At 71.0% G+C, this 14142-nt stretch carries 13 protein-coding genes and 2 tRNA genes; 6 read left to right on the top strand and 9 right to left on the bottom strand.

Translation table 11 applies throughout. The annotated features are described in order from the left end of the window. Window positions 1-168: 168 nt before the first annotated feature. The 4 genes from ACFYPS_RS15905 to ACFYPS_RS15890 all read right to left on the bottom strand — a co-directional run bounded on the left by ACFYPS_RS15905 (window position 169) and on the right by ACFYPS_RS15890 (window position 1797). Window positions 169-477, bottom strand: coding sequence for a DUF6907 domain-containing protein (locus ACFYPS_RS15905; RefSeq protein WP_387325195.1), 309 nt, complete (start codon window positions 475-477; stop codon window positions 169-171). Window positions 478-609: 132 nt separating this feature from the next. After that, a complete protein-coding gene (locus ACFYPS_RS15900) occupies window positions 610-1512 on the bottom strand; it encodes a tyrosine-type recombinase/integrase (RefSeq protein ID WP_387325145.1) in 903 nt (300 codons plus the stop codon). Between the two features lie 86 nt (window positions 1513-1598). After that, a tRNA-Arg gene (locus tag ACFYPS_RS15895) sits at window positions 1599-1671 on the bottom strand. Window positions 1672-1706: 35 nt separating this feature from the next. Beyond that, window positions 1707-1797, bottom strand: a tRNA-Ser gene (locus ACFYPS_RS15890). A 144-nt stretch (window positions 1798-1941) separates the two neighbouring features. On the opposite strand from ACFYPS_RS15890, the gene ACFYPS_RS15885 reads away from it, so the two are divergent. After that, window positions 1942-3423, top strand: coding sequence for a hypothetical protein (locus tag ACFYPS_RS15885; protein ID WP_387325142.1), 1482 nt, complete (start codon window positions 1942-1944; stop codon window positions 3421-3423). Here the strand turns inward: ACFYPS_RS15885 and ACFYPS_RS15880 are convergent. Then, the gene (locus ACFYPS_RS15880) at window positions 3410-4180 is read right to left on the bottom strand and encodes a CPBP family intramembrane glutamic endopeptidase (RefSeq protein ID WP_387325139.1); all 771 of its coding nucleotides are present in this window, start codon (window positions 4178-4180) and stop codon (window positions 3410-3412) included. The genes ACFYPS_RS15885 and ACFYPS_RS15880 overlap by 14 nt on opposite strands. 146 nt (window positions 4181-4326) lie before the next feature. Between ACFYPS_RS15880 and ACFYPS_RS15875 the strand changes: the two genes are divergently transcribed. Beyond that, on the top strand, window positions 4327-5442 hold the full coding sequence (locus ACFYPS_RS15875; RefSeq protein WP_387325136.1) for a globin domain-containing protein: 1116 nt from the start codon (window positions 4327-4329) through the stop codon (window positions 5440-5442). Between the two features lie 70 nt (window positions 5443-5512). Here ACFYPS_RS15875 and ACFYPS_RS15870 read toward each other — a convergent pair whose 3' ends face one another. After that, window positions 5513-7042: a peptide deformylase gene (locus tag ACFYPS_RS15870; RefSeq protein WP_387325133.1), complete on the bottom strand. Its 1530-nt coding sequence runs from the start codon at window positions 7040-7042 to the stop codon at window positions 5513-5515. A gap of 326 nt (window positions 7043-7368) precedes the next feature. On the opposite strand from ACFYPS_RS15870, the gene ACFYPS_RS15865 reads away from it, so the two are divergent. Further along, complete coding sequence (locus ACFYPS_RS15865; RefSeq protein WP_387325192.1) at window positions 7369-8151, top strand: IucA/IucC family C-terminal-domain containing protein; 783 nt, start codon at window positions 7369-7371, stop codon at window positions 8149-8151. Between the two features lie 7 nt (window positions 8152-8158). On the opposite strand, the gene ACFYPS_RS15860 is transcribed toward ACFYPS_RS15865, so the two are convergent. Next, window positions 8159-9982, bottom strand: coding sequence for a hypothetical protein (locus ACFYPS_RS15860; RefSeq protein ID WP_387325132.1), 1824 nt, complete (start codon window positions 9980-9982; stop codon window positions 8159-8161). Window positions 9983-10193: 211 nt separating this feature from the next. On the opposite strand from ACFYPS_RS15860, the gene ACFYPS_RS15855 reads away from it, so the two are divergent. Next, entirely contained in the window at window positions 10194-10904 is a 711-nt protein-coding gene (locus ACFYPS_RS15855) for a class I SAM-dependent methyltransferase (protein WP_387325129.1), read from the top strand. Between the two features lie 149 nt (window positions 10905-11053). On the opposite strand, the gene ACFYPS_RS15850 is transcribed toward ACFYPS_RS15855, so the two are convergent. After that, window positions 11054-11596: a YbhB/YbcL family Raf kinase inhibitor-like protein gene (locus ACFYPS_RS15850; RefSeq protein ID WP_354967208.1), complete on the bottom strand. Its 543-nt coding sequence runs from the start codon at window positions 11594-11596 to the stop codon at window positions 11054-11056. A 139-nt stretch (window positions 11597-11735) separates the two neighbouring features. Here ACFYPS_RS15850 and ACFYPS_RS15845 point away from each other — a divergent pair, with 139 nt between their 5' ends. After that, the gene (locus ACFYPS_RS15845) at window positions 11736-11891 is read left to right on the top strand and encodes a hypothetical protein (protein WP_387325126.1); all 156 of its coding nucleotides are present in this window, start codon (window positions 11736-11738) and stop codon (window positions 11889-11891) included. 132 nt (window positions 11892-12023) lie between these two features. Continuing rightward, window positions 12024-13241 carry a low temperature requirement protein A gene (locus ACFYPS_RS15840; RefSeq protein ID WP_387325124.1) on the top strand — a complete coding sequence of 406 codons (1218 nt, stop codon included), beginning with the start codon at window positions 12024-12026 and terminating at the stop codon, window positions 13239-13241. On the opposite strand, the gene ACFYPS_RS15835 is transcribed toward ACFYPS_RS15840, so the two are convergent. Then, a complete protein-coding gene (locus ACFYPS_RS15835) occupies window positions 13228-14127 on the bottom strand; it encodes a 2-hydroxyacid dehydrogenase (RefSeq protein ID WP_387325121.1) in 900 nt (299 codons plus the stop codon). The two genes, ACFYPS_RS15840 and ACFYPS_RS15835, sit on opposite strands and share 14 nt — an antisense overlap. Between the last annotated feature and the right edge of the window lie 15 nt (window positions 14128-14142).

The following is a 14142-nucleotide window of genomic DNA, read 5'->3' as shown; positions in this document are numbered from 1 at the left end:
CAGCCCCGGCAGAATGGGCGCGACCGTCCGCGCCGCACTTCATCTCACGCACTTCGAGTACCGCTACCTACCCGAATCTTGTTGAGATCACTTCAGTGGCGGGCACGAGTATCGGACTGACCCCTCAAAAATGTGCAATTTTTCGGAGCACTAACCTGCTGTACAGTGCTAACCCCTCTTCGACCAGTCCACTATGCGGCGGATCTGGAAGGCGAGCTGTCGGGCCTGCTCGATCGGCAGCCAGAAGTACCGGACCTCTCCACTCCCCTCCGATACCTCAATCACGACCATCGGCCTGGCGTCCGCCGGGCGGTGGCGCTGCTCTAGCCAGACGCGGATAGGGGCGGTTGCGTCGGACGTGTTGGCCGGAGCGGGCCGGGAGGCGTGCATCCCGTCCTCGCGGCAGAGAAGCCCCTTAACGCACCACCGAGGGCACGGGGGAACCTCCGGCGGGCTCAGCCAGCGCGCGTGATCCATCGGGCTCATCGGACCTACCTCCCTACGACGGCACCCCGCTCGCCTGAGCGGCGGCGGGGCGCGTCCAATGTGGACACTCCTGCTAGGGAGTCTTGTCCAATTTGTGCAGGTTTGGCTACCCTCCCTCTCCTGCTAAAGCCGGTCTGCGGGGGAGATCCGTCGGGCGGCCATCTGGGCTCGCTCGACCTCGGCGGAGCGCCCATACCGGCGGGGCATCTCCGGGGAGATCCACCCGAACAGCACCATTGCGTCGCTCTCGCTCCCGCCGGCTACCCGCCAGTTGTGGGCGGACGTGTGCCGGAGCTGGTGCGGGTGGATGTGCCCGATACCGGCCTGCCGGGCCCGACGCTCCAACATCTGATAGAGGCCCGAGGCGGTGAGGGGCTTACCGCGCGCTCCGAGCCACAGCCGGTCCTCGTAGCCGCTCCCCTCGGCGGCGAGCGGGTGGGCCTTCCGCGCCCGGAGGTAGCGGTAGAGGGCCTGCCCGGTCTTGGCGCCGTAGGGGATGACCCGAATCCGGGAGCCCTTCCCGAGCAGCCGTACGAGGTCGAGCACCTGGTCAATGTCATCGACAGCCATGCCGGCTACCTCGCTAACCCGAGGCGACCCGGGCTCGCACCACAGGCGGATGATCGCGGTATCGCGGCGGCTCTCGAAGTCTGTGCCGGAGCACTCGGCTAGGAGGATCTTCAGCGCCTCGTCCGGCACTACCGGGATCGGCTTCTCAACGACCTTCGGCGGGGTCATCTTCGCCATTGGCGAGGAGGGGATGAGGTCTTCCCGGACTGCCCAGTTGTAGAAGGCCCGGAGCGCTCGGTACCGGCCCGAGGCGGAAGCGGCCGAGCGCGTCTCCAGGACGTGGAGGATGTAGCCCTCGACCGAGCCACGGCTCAGCTCCAGGAGGTCTGCCTCGTCTACGAAGGCCGAGAGCTGGAGCAGGGTCTCCCGGTAGTTCTGGGCGGTGCGAGGGCTGCGGTTACGGATCTTGAGGTCACGCTCGTAGGCGTTGATGTGGAGGAAGTTGATCTTGGTCATGCACTGAAAGTAAGGTTCTGTACACGCCTACGCCTAGACAAGAAGAAGCCCCCTAGCGGCTGTTAGGCCTGCTAGGGGGCTGTCTGTGCGCCCGAAGGGACTCGAACCCCTAACCTTCTGATCCGTAGTCAGATGCTCTATCCATTGAGCTACGGGCGCAGGTGCTCAGCCAGTGTACACACCCGGCTTTCGCGCGGAGACTCCGGGATTCGAACCCGGGAGGGGCTTTAAGACCCCAACCGCATTAGCAGTGCGGCGCCATAGACCAGACTAGGCGAAGTCTCCCTGGTGGCCCGTAGACCACCGCGCCCGAGGATACAGGTCGCCACCCACCGGGAGCAAAGCGACTTCCGACGTACGCCCACCGAGGCCGCCGGCCCCGTGTTTCCACGCTGTGCGCCAGCGTGATCGGGACTACGCTCCATCGATATGCAGGAGCAGCCGCCCGCCGAGCCGACCCGCCGAGAGCCTGCTGACCGCGCGCGCCGACGCCCCCCACGGCCGACCTTCACTCCGCCGACGGCCGCCGAGCAGTCCGTGGAGAAGGCAGTGCCGGGGTCCGACCCGGCCGCGGCACCGGCCACCCCCGGCGCCCAGCGCCCTCGACGAGCCAAGCCCGCCCCTGCGGTGCTCTTCCAGCCACCGGAGCCGGACCGCCCCCTTCCCCGCCAACCGGTCCCTGCCGCCAGCAGGAATGACGAGGAAGCCGGGACGAGCGGCGGCACGACGGGCGTCGACGAGCCCGGTCCGGCGGCGGGCGCGGACCAGCCGAGCCGCTCGGGCAGTTCCGGGGAGGTCGACCAGCCAACCGACGCCGCGGCAACCGACCCGGGCAGCACAGCGGCTCCGGCGGATGAGCGAGCACCCGAGGGCGGCCCGCAGCAACCGGCTGGTACGCCGACCCGGACGCCGAAGGCCCGGGCCACCCCGGCCCGCAAGGCCGCCCCCCGGAAAGCAGCCGGCACCTCGACCGGGAAGGGGACCGCCACGACATCGCCGGGCGCCGACGTGACCCCGGCCACTCCGGCTGCCGGGCCGACCAGACGCGCCGCGCGCTCTACCGAGGCGGCGGCCACCCCGACCAAACGCACCACGACCCCGACCAAGCGGGCGGCAGGTCCCCGGAAGAACGCGGCCCCGAAGCAGGCCGCCCCCGCACCGCGACAACCAGCGGAGCAGACCCCGGCAGAGCAGCCGCCGTCCGCGGTCGTGGCCGGCGAGACCACCCCGACGGCCCAAGAGACCACCCCCGAATCGGAGCTGCGGGCGGTCACCGCGCACCTGCTCGACCATCCCGGCTTCGCGCCGGAGTTGCTGGCCCTGGCCGCGGTGCGGGCTCTCGGCCCCGGCGCGGCCGACTGGGCCGGGCGGCTGCGGGCCCGGTACCCGGACGCCCAAGCGGACGGCCTGGCCCGCCTGGCCACCCGGCGGTTCGTCCGCGCGGCGGGCGCGGGCGGGGCGGCCGCCGCGCTGGCCGGGCTCTTCGCGCCGCTGGCCGAGCTGGCCTCGGTGCTCTGGACGCACTCGAACCTGGTGCTGCACCTGGCGGCGGCGTACGGCCGGGATCCCGCGCACCCCGACCGGGCGGTCGAGCTGCTGGTGCTCACCCAGGTGCACCCGGATGCGGAGAGCGCGCGCGCCGCGTTGGCCGCGGTCGGGACGGCGGAAGACCCGGTCGAGGGCACGTGGCCGCGGGCGGCGGAGGCCGCGTGGCGGCTGGCCGCGCCGCTCACGGCGCAGGCCGGTGGGTGGCTGGCGTTGCGGCTGGCGTCCCGCCTGCTGCCGGGTGCGGCGGTGCTCGCCGCGGCGCTGGGCGACTCGGCGGCGGCCGACCGGCTCGCGGCCCGGGCGGTGGCCGCCTACCGGCCGTCGCCGGCCGATGTGGCGGGCCGACCGGTCAGAGCCAGGTGAACCAGTCCCGGGGCAGCAGCGCGTAGCCGACGAAGGCGACCACGTCGAGCAGCGTGTGCGCGATGATCAGCGGCATCACCCGCCGGGTACGCAGGTAGAAGTAGCTGAACACGACGCCCATCACCGCGTTGCCGACGAAGGCGCCGAAGCCCTGGTACAGGTGGTACGAGCCGCGCAGCAGCGCGCTGGCCGCGATGATCGCGCCGAGCCGCCACTGGAGCTGACGCAGCCGGGTGACCAGGTAGCCGACCACGATCACCTCCTCCAGCACGGCGTTCTGCACGGCGGCGAGGATCAGCACCGGGACGGCCCACCAGACCTCCGGCAGCGAGGCCGGCACCAGCGTGGCGTTGATGCCGAGCTGCGCCGCCACCCAGAACAGGGCCAGCCCGGGCAGGCCGATCAGCGCGGCCAGGCCGGCGCCACGCGCCAGGTCCTGGCCGGGTCGCCGGGCGTCCAGGCCGAGGGTCCGCGCCGGGTCGCCGGGGTCGCGGCTGAGCAGGTGTACGGCGAGCAGCACCGGCAGCAGCGCGAAGACGATGCCGAGCAGTTGGTACGTCAGGTCCAGCCAGGGTCTCGCTGACGCGGAGGTGTTCAGCGAGGCGGTCTGCTTGGAGAGCGGACCGTCGGCGGTCAGCTTCGCGATGATCGAGACCACCGCGTAGACCGCGGACTGGCCGAGGGAGAGGCCGAGGACCAGCAGCGTCTCGGTCCCCAGCAGCCGGCGGGACACCGGGCGGGTCAGCTCAACGGTCACCGCACCACTCTGCCCGACGGGCGGCGCCGGTGGCACGGCCGACCGGCCGGCATGAACCGATCGCACATTCTGTGCGACCGGTGAGCACGCTCCGTGGAGATTCTATGGGCACCCGATCCGCTGCCGTCTGGAGAAGGAGCGCCCCCGTGGACAACGTCGCGCGGTTGCTGAAAGAGAGCTGGACCCTGGTCGAGGAGGACCGGGTCCGGCTGAGCAGCCACTTCTACGCCCGGCTGTTCCTGCTCGACCCTGCCCTTCGGCAGCTCTTCCCGGTGCAGATGACCGGCCAGGGCGACCGTCTGCTGGAAGCGATCATCACGGCGATCCACACCGTCGACGACCCGGAGAGCTTCGACGAGTTCCTCCGGGCGCTGGGCCGCGACCACCGCAAGTACCACGTCGACGAGCAGCACTACAAGACGATGGGAGTCGCGCTGCTGGACGCGCTGCGCAGCACCGCCGGCGACGGCTGGAACCTGGAGTACGACCAGGCGTGGACGGACGCGTACGCGGCCATCTCGGCGAAGATGCTCGCCGGGGCGGCGAACGACGAGAACCCGCCGTTCTGGCACGCCGAGGTGCTGACCCACGAGCGGTACGGCCCGGACACCGCCGTGCTGACCTGCCGGGCGTTGCAGCATCCGCTGCCGTGGCGGGCGGGCCAGTACGTGAGCCTGGAGGTGCCGCGCCACCACCCTCGGGTGTGGCGGACGTACTCGGTGGCGAACGCCCCGAACGACGACAACGTGCTGGAGTTCCACGTGCGGTCGTCCGGGGCCGGCTGGGTGTCCGGTGCGCTGGTCCGCCGGGTGCGGCCGGGTGACCTGCTCCGGTTGGCGGCGCCAATGGGGTCGATGACGCTTGACCGGTCCTCGGAGCGGGACATCCTCTGCGTGGCCGGCGGGGTGGGGCTGGCACCGATCAAGGCGCTGGTGGAGGAGGTGGCCAGCTACAACCGCACCCGGTGGGTGCACGTCTTCTACGGCGCCCGGCAGGCAGCGGATCTGTACGGCCTGGCCGGGTTGCAGGAGCTGGTCGCCGTACACCCGTGGTTGTCGGTCAGCGCGGCGTGCAGCGAGGACCCGGACTTCGACGGCGAGCTGGGTGACATCCCGGACGTGGTGGCCCGGTACGGCCCGTGGACCACGCACGACTGCTACGTCTCCGGGTCGGCTCGGATGGTCCGGTCCACGCTGCGGGTGCTGGCCGCGGACGAGGTGCCGCCGCCGCACATCCGCTACGACACCTTCGGTGACCTCTAGGCGTTCCTCCCCGCACACCGGGGCGCGTGCCCCTGCCCCCTGGGGCACGCGCCCCGGTCCCGCCCCTGTCTCAGTAGCGCCAGGGGTGCCCGGTCTCCCGGTACTCCTCCACCGGCACCAGCGGCACGCCGGGCGCCATCCGGTCCACGTAGAGCCGGCCCTCCAGGTGGTCGATCTCGTGCGCGACCAGCCGGGCCATGCCGAACTCGAACGAGGTGATGATCCGGCTGCCGTCCCACTGGGCGTGCTCCACGTCCAGTCGCAGCGGCCGGGGCACCAGGCCACGGTGGTCGAAGAAGGAGAGGCAGCCCTCGTACTGCTCGTCGGTGTCCGGGTCGGCGTCGACCACGCGGGGGTTGAGCAGCACGACCGGCTCCGCCGAGCGGTCGGGGGGCCGCACCACGGCCGCCGCCCGACCGATGTCGAGCTGCGGGGCGGCGACGCCGACCCCCTTGCTGAACGGATGCAGCTCGTCGAGCCGGGCCAGGGCCGTGCTGAGCCGGTCGACCACCTCCCGGGCGACCTGCTCCTCAGCGGGCAGGTCGAACGGGCGGCCGCGCTGGCGGAGCAGGTCGGCGCCGCGCTGGACGATGCCGAGCCCGCGCATCCGGTCGCTGGGCCGGACCCGGGCCCCGCCGGGGCCGACGTCCGGGTCGGTGTCCGGGCGCGCCCGGAATCGCCACTGCATGCGGTAGCGGGCGTTCAGCGGTGGGTCCTCGGTCTGCCAGTCGAAGATCGCCCGGCCGCCCTCGTCGCGGCGCTGCGGCGCCGTTCGCAGCGGGCCCTCCTCCGCCGAGAGCGAGGTCTCCACCCCCCAGACCTGCGGGTCGAGCGCCGCCGGCAGGTCCAGGCGGACGGCGAGCTGTCGGGTGGGCAGCCGCACGGCCCGCTGGAACCAGGGACCCCACTTCTCCTGCCCGACGGAGTACGCGTACTCGATGGTGGCCCGGTCACCGGGGTAGAGCGGGAAGCGCCGCTCGCTGTTCTCGAAGAGCAGCCAGATTTCCTTGAACGCGTCCCGGTCGTGTTTCGCCCGCCAGTGCATCGGCTCCTGGTCACCGCCGCCGTCGTCCCGGCGGGCCTGTAGTTGCAGCTCGGCGAAGGTGAGCGGGTGCTCGCGGTGGTGCCGGTTGGAGCGACCGGGGTCGTTCGGGTAGCGGTCGACGGCGACCCGGACCAGGTAGCGGTTGATCGGTTCGGTGCCGGCGTTGTAGAGCTCACGGTGGATGACGCACCGGTAGCTGTCGTCGGTGTGGGTGAGGGTGGCGAGTTCACGCTCCACGACGAGGCCGGTGCCGGGTGGCAGCCACTGGCCGGGCAGGTGCGGCTCGCGGTGCTGTTGACCGGCGCGGGCGTGCCGTAGTTCGTCGTACTCCCGGAAGCGCTGCCAGATCGCGCCGCTGGCCTCCAGGACGGCCTCGGCGCGGCGGGCGAAGTCCTCGGTCGGGCGGTGCCGGCGCCCCTCGACGTGGCTGACGTAGGACGGGTCGAACCCCATCAGGACGGCCAGTTGCTTCTTGGACAGCCCCCGCCCGGTCCGCTGCCGGGCGAGCTCGGCCGCGAAGGAGTCGGCAGCCCGTTCGAGGGGGGAGGTCGTCATCGGCTTCCTCGTGGCCGGGAGTATCAGTTTCACGTTCCGTGCCCGTACGCACACACATCTGCCACCTTGCCGACACTTCGCTTGACAATCCACCGACCGACATCGATCCTGCGCCGGTGTTTTCCGAGGCCGCGGCCGGGTAGAAGGCCGGGGCGGAGCGCTGCTCCCGCCGGGAGCGGAGTGACCCTGACCTCCCGATACGGCTCAGGTGAGGCTTCCCTTAGACCTACGCGTGTGGTTAGGCTAGCCTTAGCTCAGGACGGCAGGGTCGTCCGCCGAGGTGCTCCTCGGTCACGCGGACGGGGGATGACACGGTGACAGCGGTGATGCCGAGGCGGGACGTGACCGCCACGCCGCTCGCCCCCGTCACCGCGGCACTGCGTGCCATGTTCGGCACCGACAATCTTCCCGGGCTCGCACCGGGCCTGCTGGTCGACGACGAGTTCGGCTGGGCGCCCGCGACCACCCTGATCGACGGCAGCCGGCTGCCCGATCTGCTGCACGCCGCCACACTGCGCTGGGGCGGCACGCCGCACGCCTGCGCCGCGCTGGCCTGGAAGTCGTACAGCTACTGGACGGCGCTGCCGGTCGTGCTCGGCTGGGCCTCGGCCCGGCGGGTGCCGCTGCTCGACCCGTCCGACGTGCTGATCCACTTCGAGGACCACCGGCCGCTGCTCACCCTGGGTCTGCGCCGCAGCACCACCGTGGCGGTGCTGCCGAACGACCCGCTGGCGCTGGCCGGCCACCCGGAGGTGCGAGTCGTCGCCGGCGAAGCGGAGCTGCTGGCCGCGCTGCGCGCCTCGCTCCTCGACGCCCACCTGGCCCCGCTCATCGCGGCGATCCAGGCGGAGGTCCGGGTCGGCACCCGGACGCTGCTCGGCTCGGTCGCCTCCGGCATCTCGCACGGCATCCTGCGGGCCGCGGACGGGCTGCCCGGCCCGACGGTGCAGACGATCGACACCCTGCTCGGCGCGCTCGACCTGGCGGACCTGGTCGAGCTGGTGCCGGGGCCGACCGGTGAGCCGAGCGTGCAGCGGCGCACCTGCTGCCTCGCCTTCACGCTGCCCAGCCCGAAGGTCTGCCAGGGCTGCTGCGTCCGCCAGGCCTGAGCCTCGGTCAGTCGGTCAACGGCCGCACGTCCCACACCCACACTCCGCCGGTGAAGATCGGCTGGATCCCGGTCAGCTCGGTCATCCCCCGGCGCAGTGCCGCCTCGTACTCCTGTGGCCCGAGGATGACCACACCGGCCCGCCAGTAGCGCAGGTCGTCGACCGCCTTCACCCGGCTCTGGGGGGTGATCGGCGGCACCGCGCCGGTGCGCCGGATGGTGCCGAAGAAGCTGCTGGTGGGGCGGGGTGGTGCGGTGAACAGCGCGATCCGCGGCTTCTCGGCGTTCCGGCGGGTGTCCGGGCCGAGGAAGTAGCCGCGGGCCAGGGGCATGTCCAATCGGGTCGCTGCGGACCAGCGCAGCGGCTCCGCGTAGTTGGTGTCCGGCAGCGGCAGGGTCACCACACTGCGCCCGCCGGCCACGTACGGCCGCCAGGCCCCACTGGTGACGAAGGCGGGGACCGGGTCGAGGCGGGCCACCGGTAGCGGGGTGGGCAGGATCGGCAGCAGGGCCATCGTGAGCACGGTGGCCGTGACGAAGCGGATCTGCCGTCGAGCGACCGGCTGCGACTGGGCCAACTCGCGCGCCCGCTCGGCGCCGTAGGCGAGCAGCAGCCCGATGATCGGGGTGATCGCCAGGGCCCACCGGGTCGGCACCACCGAGTGCAGGACCGGCAGATTCTCCAGCGCCGCCCAGGGCCCCGGCACGCCGGTGCCCCTGCCGGCGAACCGGATCACCCGGCCCAGTGAGAGCACCGCGAAGAGCAGCCCGAGGGCGGCCAGCCCGAGCACGACGACCGAGCGGCGCAGCCACCAGACCAGGGCTATCACCAACACCAGCAGCGGCCACCCGAAGAAGCTGTTCTCCTCCGTCGGGTTCTTGGCCAGGCTCGCCGCCGTACGCGGGCTGCCGGCAAGCGACTCCCGGGAGTACGCGACGAACGAGGCGAGGTCGCTGGAATAGCCGCGGATCAGGCGGGACAGCCCGGAGTACGCGCCCGGCCCGAAGAACTGGACGTAGAGCGGGTACGCCAACAGCAGCCCGGCGACCCCGGCGGCGACGGCCAGACCGGCGAGGAACGGCCGGGCCCGCGATCGCAGCTCCCGGCGGCCGAGGGCGAGCGCGCCGACGATCACGCCCAGCCCGATCGCCGTCATCAGCAGGATCTCCAGGTTGAGGAAGGCCTGCCAGACGATCACCAACGCGAGGAGCACCCCGTTGCGCAGCCAGCGGCCCGGCTCGCCCAGCCGCAGCGTTCGCCAGATGATCAGTGGGACCACGAACTGCGACACGATGTTCGGATGCGCATTGGCGTGCGACACCATGGCCGGCGCGAACGCGCAGAAGCCGGCACCCAGCCAAGCCGGCCCGCGGGCGCCGATCAGGACCCGGGAAAGCAGGAAGTACCAGGCCGTGGCGGTGGCAATCATTCCAGCGGTGAGAAAGAGCAGGAATGCCGCGCGCGGTCCGAGGAGCACGGTGACCGGTGTCATTGGCAGCGAACCGGATAATACGGATGTATTCGCCATGAGATTGACGCCGTCCGGCACGTTCATCCGGTCCGAATGGAACGGATATGCGAAATGGGTGACGACCCGTGCACCGTGCGCCATCATCCATTCGAACTGCGACTGATCGGAGCGGTTGTCCCGTACCCCGCTGCCCGGCTCCAGCCAGAGCCGCCCGGTGACCCAGAAGCCGAGCACCACGAAGCTCAGCACGGCGGCCAGATCGGCCCGCTTGCCGCTGCCGGCCGCACGGACGCCATCGCCCTGCGCCGTCGACGCGGCGACCGGGCCGCCTCCGGGCGCGTCCGATTCAGGAGTAGTCATGGCAATTCATAGGGTAGTCAGCGTATGGCACTGCCGTGACATGTTTCGGGGTACTGCCGTACTATGTGCCGGGTTCGCCGACCGCCGATCACGTGCCCACCCCCGACCGCAATTCGGCCACGCCGCTGCCCCGATTCTTCTGCCATCCGAGCGGATGATTCACTCTGTCGGTCCAGGCACGGGTCGAGTTCATATCGTGAGGAATCGACGCATGGCAGAAATCACTGGGGATCAGCGCGTCCAGTCCGAGGTTCTGGAAGGCCTGGCGACCGCTGTCAACCACCGTCGCTGGTTCGTCGAACTGGCGGTGCCGTACCTCGGTGACGACCCGATCGAGATCGGCAGCGGTCTCGGTGACTACGCGCTGGAATGGTCGCGGCGGCTGCCCCGGTTCACCGCCACCGAGGCCGATCCGGACCGACTGGTGCAGCTCAAGGAGCGCCTCGCCGACCAGCCGAGCATCGATGTCCGGCAGATGCTGCTGCCGCACAACGATCGGGGCGACTACAGCGCCGCGGTCTCGTACAACGTGCTGGAGCACATCGAGGACCACGTGGGCGCGCTGCGCAGCATGCGTGACCTGGTCCGACCCGGCGGTGCCGTGATCATCATCGTGCCGGCGTTCCAGTTCGCCATGAGCCCGGCCGACATCGCCACCGGGCACGTCCGCCGCTACACGAAGAAGACGCTCGGAGCGGCGATGACCGAGGCGGGCCTGACCGTGGAGAAGATCCACTACGCCAACGCGCTGGGGCTGCTCGGCTACTTCATGGCCACCAAGGTCTTCCGGCTGATGCCGAAGGAGGGCCCGATGGTGAAGGTGTACGACACGATCGTCCTCCCCGCCACCAAGGCCGCCGAACAGCGCATCCGCCCCCCGTTCGGCCAGTCCGTCTTCGCCGTGGCCCGCGTCCCCGCCTAACCCCCACCCCCGCCCCACCCCGCCCACCCACCCCACCCCGCGATCTTGCACTTTCGGTCGTCGACATGCCCCTCATGCCGGGTATGTCCGGGCAGGAAGTGCAAGATCGCGCGGGTCTGGGGGTGGGGGGAGCGGGGGGAGGGGAGCGGTTAGTCCTTGATTTGGTACGTCGGGCGGATCACCGCTCGGGCGAGGGTGTGGAACGTGAGGTTGAAGCCGACGTAGGCGGGGCTGGCGTCGGGGGTCAGGTCGAGACGGTCGACGTCCAGGGCGTGCACCGCGAAGACGTACCGGTGCGGGCGGTCACCGGGGGGCGGAGCCACGCCGCCGTAGCCCTGCTCGCCGTAGTCGTTGCGGACCGAGAACGCTCCACCGAGATCCGCGCCCGCCGCGCCACCCGCGCCGCTGGGCAGCTGGGTGACGCCGAGCGGCACGTTCACCAGCACCCAGTGCCAGAAGCCGCTACCGGTCGGCGCGTCGGGGTCGTAGCAGGTCACGGTGAAGCTCTTCGTCTCGGCGGGGAAGTCCGACCAGGTCAGCTGCGGGGAGACGTTGTCACCCCCCGTGCTGCCGTGCGCGTGCCGGGCATCCATCGGCTCGCCGTTCTGCACGTCGTCACTGGTCAGCGTGAACGAGGGCACCGTCGGCAGCAGCTCGTACGGGTCCGGGGCGATCGGTCGTTCCAGGGTCATCGGGACGCGTCCTTCCGGTTTTCGCGGAGATTCCTGCCCCTTCTTACCCCTTCGCGGCCTCTCCGACGACCGGAAAGCGGTAGTGCCGGGTCAACGGCGCTACCGTTGAGTCTGGGCCAACGCTCCACAGGGGGACCTCGTGGCCGGGATCTGGCGGGACTTCGTAGCAGCCGTCTTCACCGCGCTGCGCCGCCGGGACGAGCGGGCCATCGCCGAGGAGCGCCGGCGCGCGATCGAGCGGCTGGCCGACGAGACGATCCGGGAGAGCCTGCGGGCCACGGACCCACCGGGGTGACGGCGGCGAGGGGTACGGAACCAACCGCTGGCGCGTCTCTCCGCGACGAAAAGCCAGCCACCGGACGCCGGCGCGCCGCTCGGGTTGCCTGAATGACGCCAGCGCGGCGTGGCGAGCGATGAAGATGAGGTGATGGGGCGGATCTTCCGGTCACGGCCGGTGGTGACCGCAGAGACGCACCGTACGACCCTTTTCGAGATCTTCTTCGATCTGGTGTTCGTCTTCGGGTTCATCCGGGTCACCGAGTTCATGAGCGCACGGCCCGCGCCGGTGACCCTGGTGCAGGGTTTCCTCGTCCTCCTGCTGTTGTGGAACTCCTGGCTGGTGTACTCCTGGTTGGGAAACCAGGCCCGAATCGATGTCGGGCTGATCCGTGCCGGCGTCACCGTCGGGATGGCAGCCGTCTTCCTCGCCGCTCTCGTCATCCCCGACGTGTGGGAATCCGGACCGTCAGCGTTGGGACCCCGGCTGATCCTGGTACTGGCCTACATCGTGGTGCGAGTGATCCATCTGGTCCTCTACCACTGGGCAGCGGTGGGCAGTCCACGGCTGCTCCGGACCATTCGCGTGTACGCCCTCACCACCCCACTGTCCTGGGTCCCACTGGTCGTTGGTGCCGTGTTCGGCGGCACCGCGCAGATCCTGCTCTGGACGGCAGCGCTCGTGATCGACATGGGCGGCGGGGTGGTCGCCTCCGTGCTGAGCGGATGGCCCGTGCGCAGCCCGGGCCACTTCACGGAGCGGCACAGCCTCGTGGTGATCATCGCGCTCGGCGAGTCCCTGATCTCGGTGGGCGCCGGGGTCGGGGCGGAAATGATCCGTGGACCGGTCCTGGTGGCCGCGCTCCTCACGCTCGCCGCCACGGTCTGCCTGTACTGGCTCTACTCCCATAGCGCGGCGGCCGCACGGCAGGCGCTGACCATGAATTTCGGCCTGCGACGGGATCAGGTGGCCGCCAACGCCTACACCCTTGCCCACTTCCCGCTGATCGCCGGCACCATCTACCTGGCGCTGGGGGTGGAGCAGGTGCTCGCCGGCCTGGCACATGACGAGTCGCACAGAACCGACGCCGTGAACTGGATCCCGGCCGTCGCCCTGTTCGGCGGGACGGCCCTCTACCTCGCGGGCAGGGCGACGTTCCTGAGTTTCAGCGTCCGGTCCGTGCGGCCGGGGCAATTCCTCGCCCCCGGCGTGGCACTGCTGTTACTTCCCGCCGGACGGTATCTGCCCGGCCTGACCGGTCTCGGCCTGCTCACCGCGTTCCTCGTCGTTCTTGTCAGCTACGAGGCGGCGGCCGGACGCGGGCGAGGGCCCGGTGCCCGGTCGGACCCGGAACTCACGGCCCGATGACGACGTTCGCGAGCGGCTCGCCCGCGGCGTACCGCCGGACCTGGTCGACCAGCAGCCGGCGGGCCCGGGGCGCCAACGCGGCGGTCAGGCCACCGACGTGCGGGCTGATCAGGACGTTCGGTGCGGACCACAGCGGGTGGTCGGCGGGCAGCGGCTCGGGTTCGGTGACGTCCAGGGCGGCGTGCAGCCGGCCCGTGCTGAGCTCGGCGAGCAGCGCATCGGTGTCCACCACCCGCCCCCGTGACACGTTCACCAGCAGGGCGCCGTCGGCCATGCTGGCGAGGAACTCCTTGTTCACCAGGCCCTCGGTCTCCGGGGTCAGCGGCGTGGCCAGGATGACGACATCCGCTTGCGGCACCATCTCCGGAAGATCGGAAACTGGCCGTACGCCGGGGCGGGGGCTCCGCGCCACCCGGCTGATCTCCACCTCGAACCCAGCGAGCCGGCGCTCGATCGCGGCGCCGATCGAGCCGTACCCGACGATCAGCACCCGGGCGTCAGCCAGCCCGGTCGACCAACCCGAGGCCCAGCGGCCCTCGCCCCCGGCCCGGACGAACTCCGGCAGCCGACGCCGGGCGGCAAGGGTGAGCGCCACGGCCAGCTCGGCGGTGGCCGCGTCGTGCACGCCCCGGCCGTTGGCCAGAGTCAGGCCGGGCCGCAGGTACGGCAGGACATGGTCGTAACCGGCGGTCACGGTCTGCACCACCTTGAGCCGGGGCATCCGGGCGATCGGCTCGCAGAAGCGCGGATCGATGATCCCGTACGGAACCGCGTAGAACTCGACGTCGTCCAGATTCTCGAGCACGGGTCGAGTGCCGTCGTACAGCGCAACGTCCAGATCGCCAAGCTCGGCCAACGCGTCTGGGTGAGAGATCAAGTAGCGCACGCCCACAATCATGCT

The sequence above is a fragment of the Micromonospora sp. NPDC005087 genome, from assembly GCF_042872965.1.
In the GTDB taxonomy this organism is placed as follows: domain Bacteria; phylum Actinomycetota; class Actinomycetes; order Mycobacteriales; family Micromonosporaceae; genus Micromonospora.
This window is presented reverse-complemented; position numbering and strand designations above follow the sequence as displayed.

Bases quoted from the DNA above. Each gene is read 5' to 3' on its own strand.
- ACFYPS_RS15905 (WP_387325195.1), bottom strand. From the start codon at position 477: ATGGATCACGCGCGCTGGCTGAGCCCGCCGGAGGTTCCCCCGTGCCCT.
- ACFYPS_RS15900 (WP_387325145.1), bottom strand. From the start codon at position 1,512: ATGACCAAGATCAACTTCCTCCACATCAACGCCTACGAGCGTGACCTC.
- ACFYPS_RS15885 (WP_387325142.1), top strand. From the start codon at position 1,942: ATGCAGGAGCAGCCGCCCGCCGAGCCGACCCGCCGAGAGCCTGCTGAC.
- ACFYPS_RS15870 (WP_387325133.1), bottom strand. From the start codon at position 7,042: ATGACGACCTCCCCCCTCGAACGGGCTGCCGACTCCTTCGCGGCCGAG.
- ACFYPS_RS15865 (WP_387325192.1), top strand. From the start codon at position 7,369: ATGCCGAGGCGGGACGTGACCGCCACGCCGCTCGCCCCCGTCACCGCG.
- ACFYPS_RS15860 (WP_387325132.1), bottom strand. From the start codon at position 9,982: ATGACTACTCCTGAATCGGACGCGCCCGGAGGCGGCCCGGTCGCCGCG.
- ACFYPS_RS15855 (WP_387325129.1), top strand. From the start codon at position 10,194: ATGGCAGAAATCACTGGGGATCAGCGCGTCCAGTCCGAGGTTCTGGAA.
- ACFYPS_RS15850 (WP_354967208.1), bottom strand. From the start codon at position 11,596: ATGACCCTGGAACGACCGATCGCCCCGGACCCGTACGAGCTGCTGCCG.
- ACFYPS_RS15840 (WP_387325124.1), top strand. From the start codon at position 12,024: ATGGGGCGGATCTTCCGGTCACGGCCGGTGGTGACCGCAGAGACGCAC.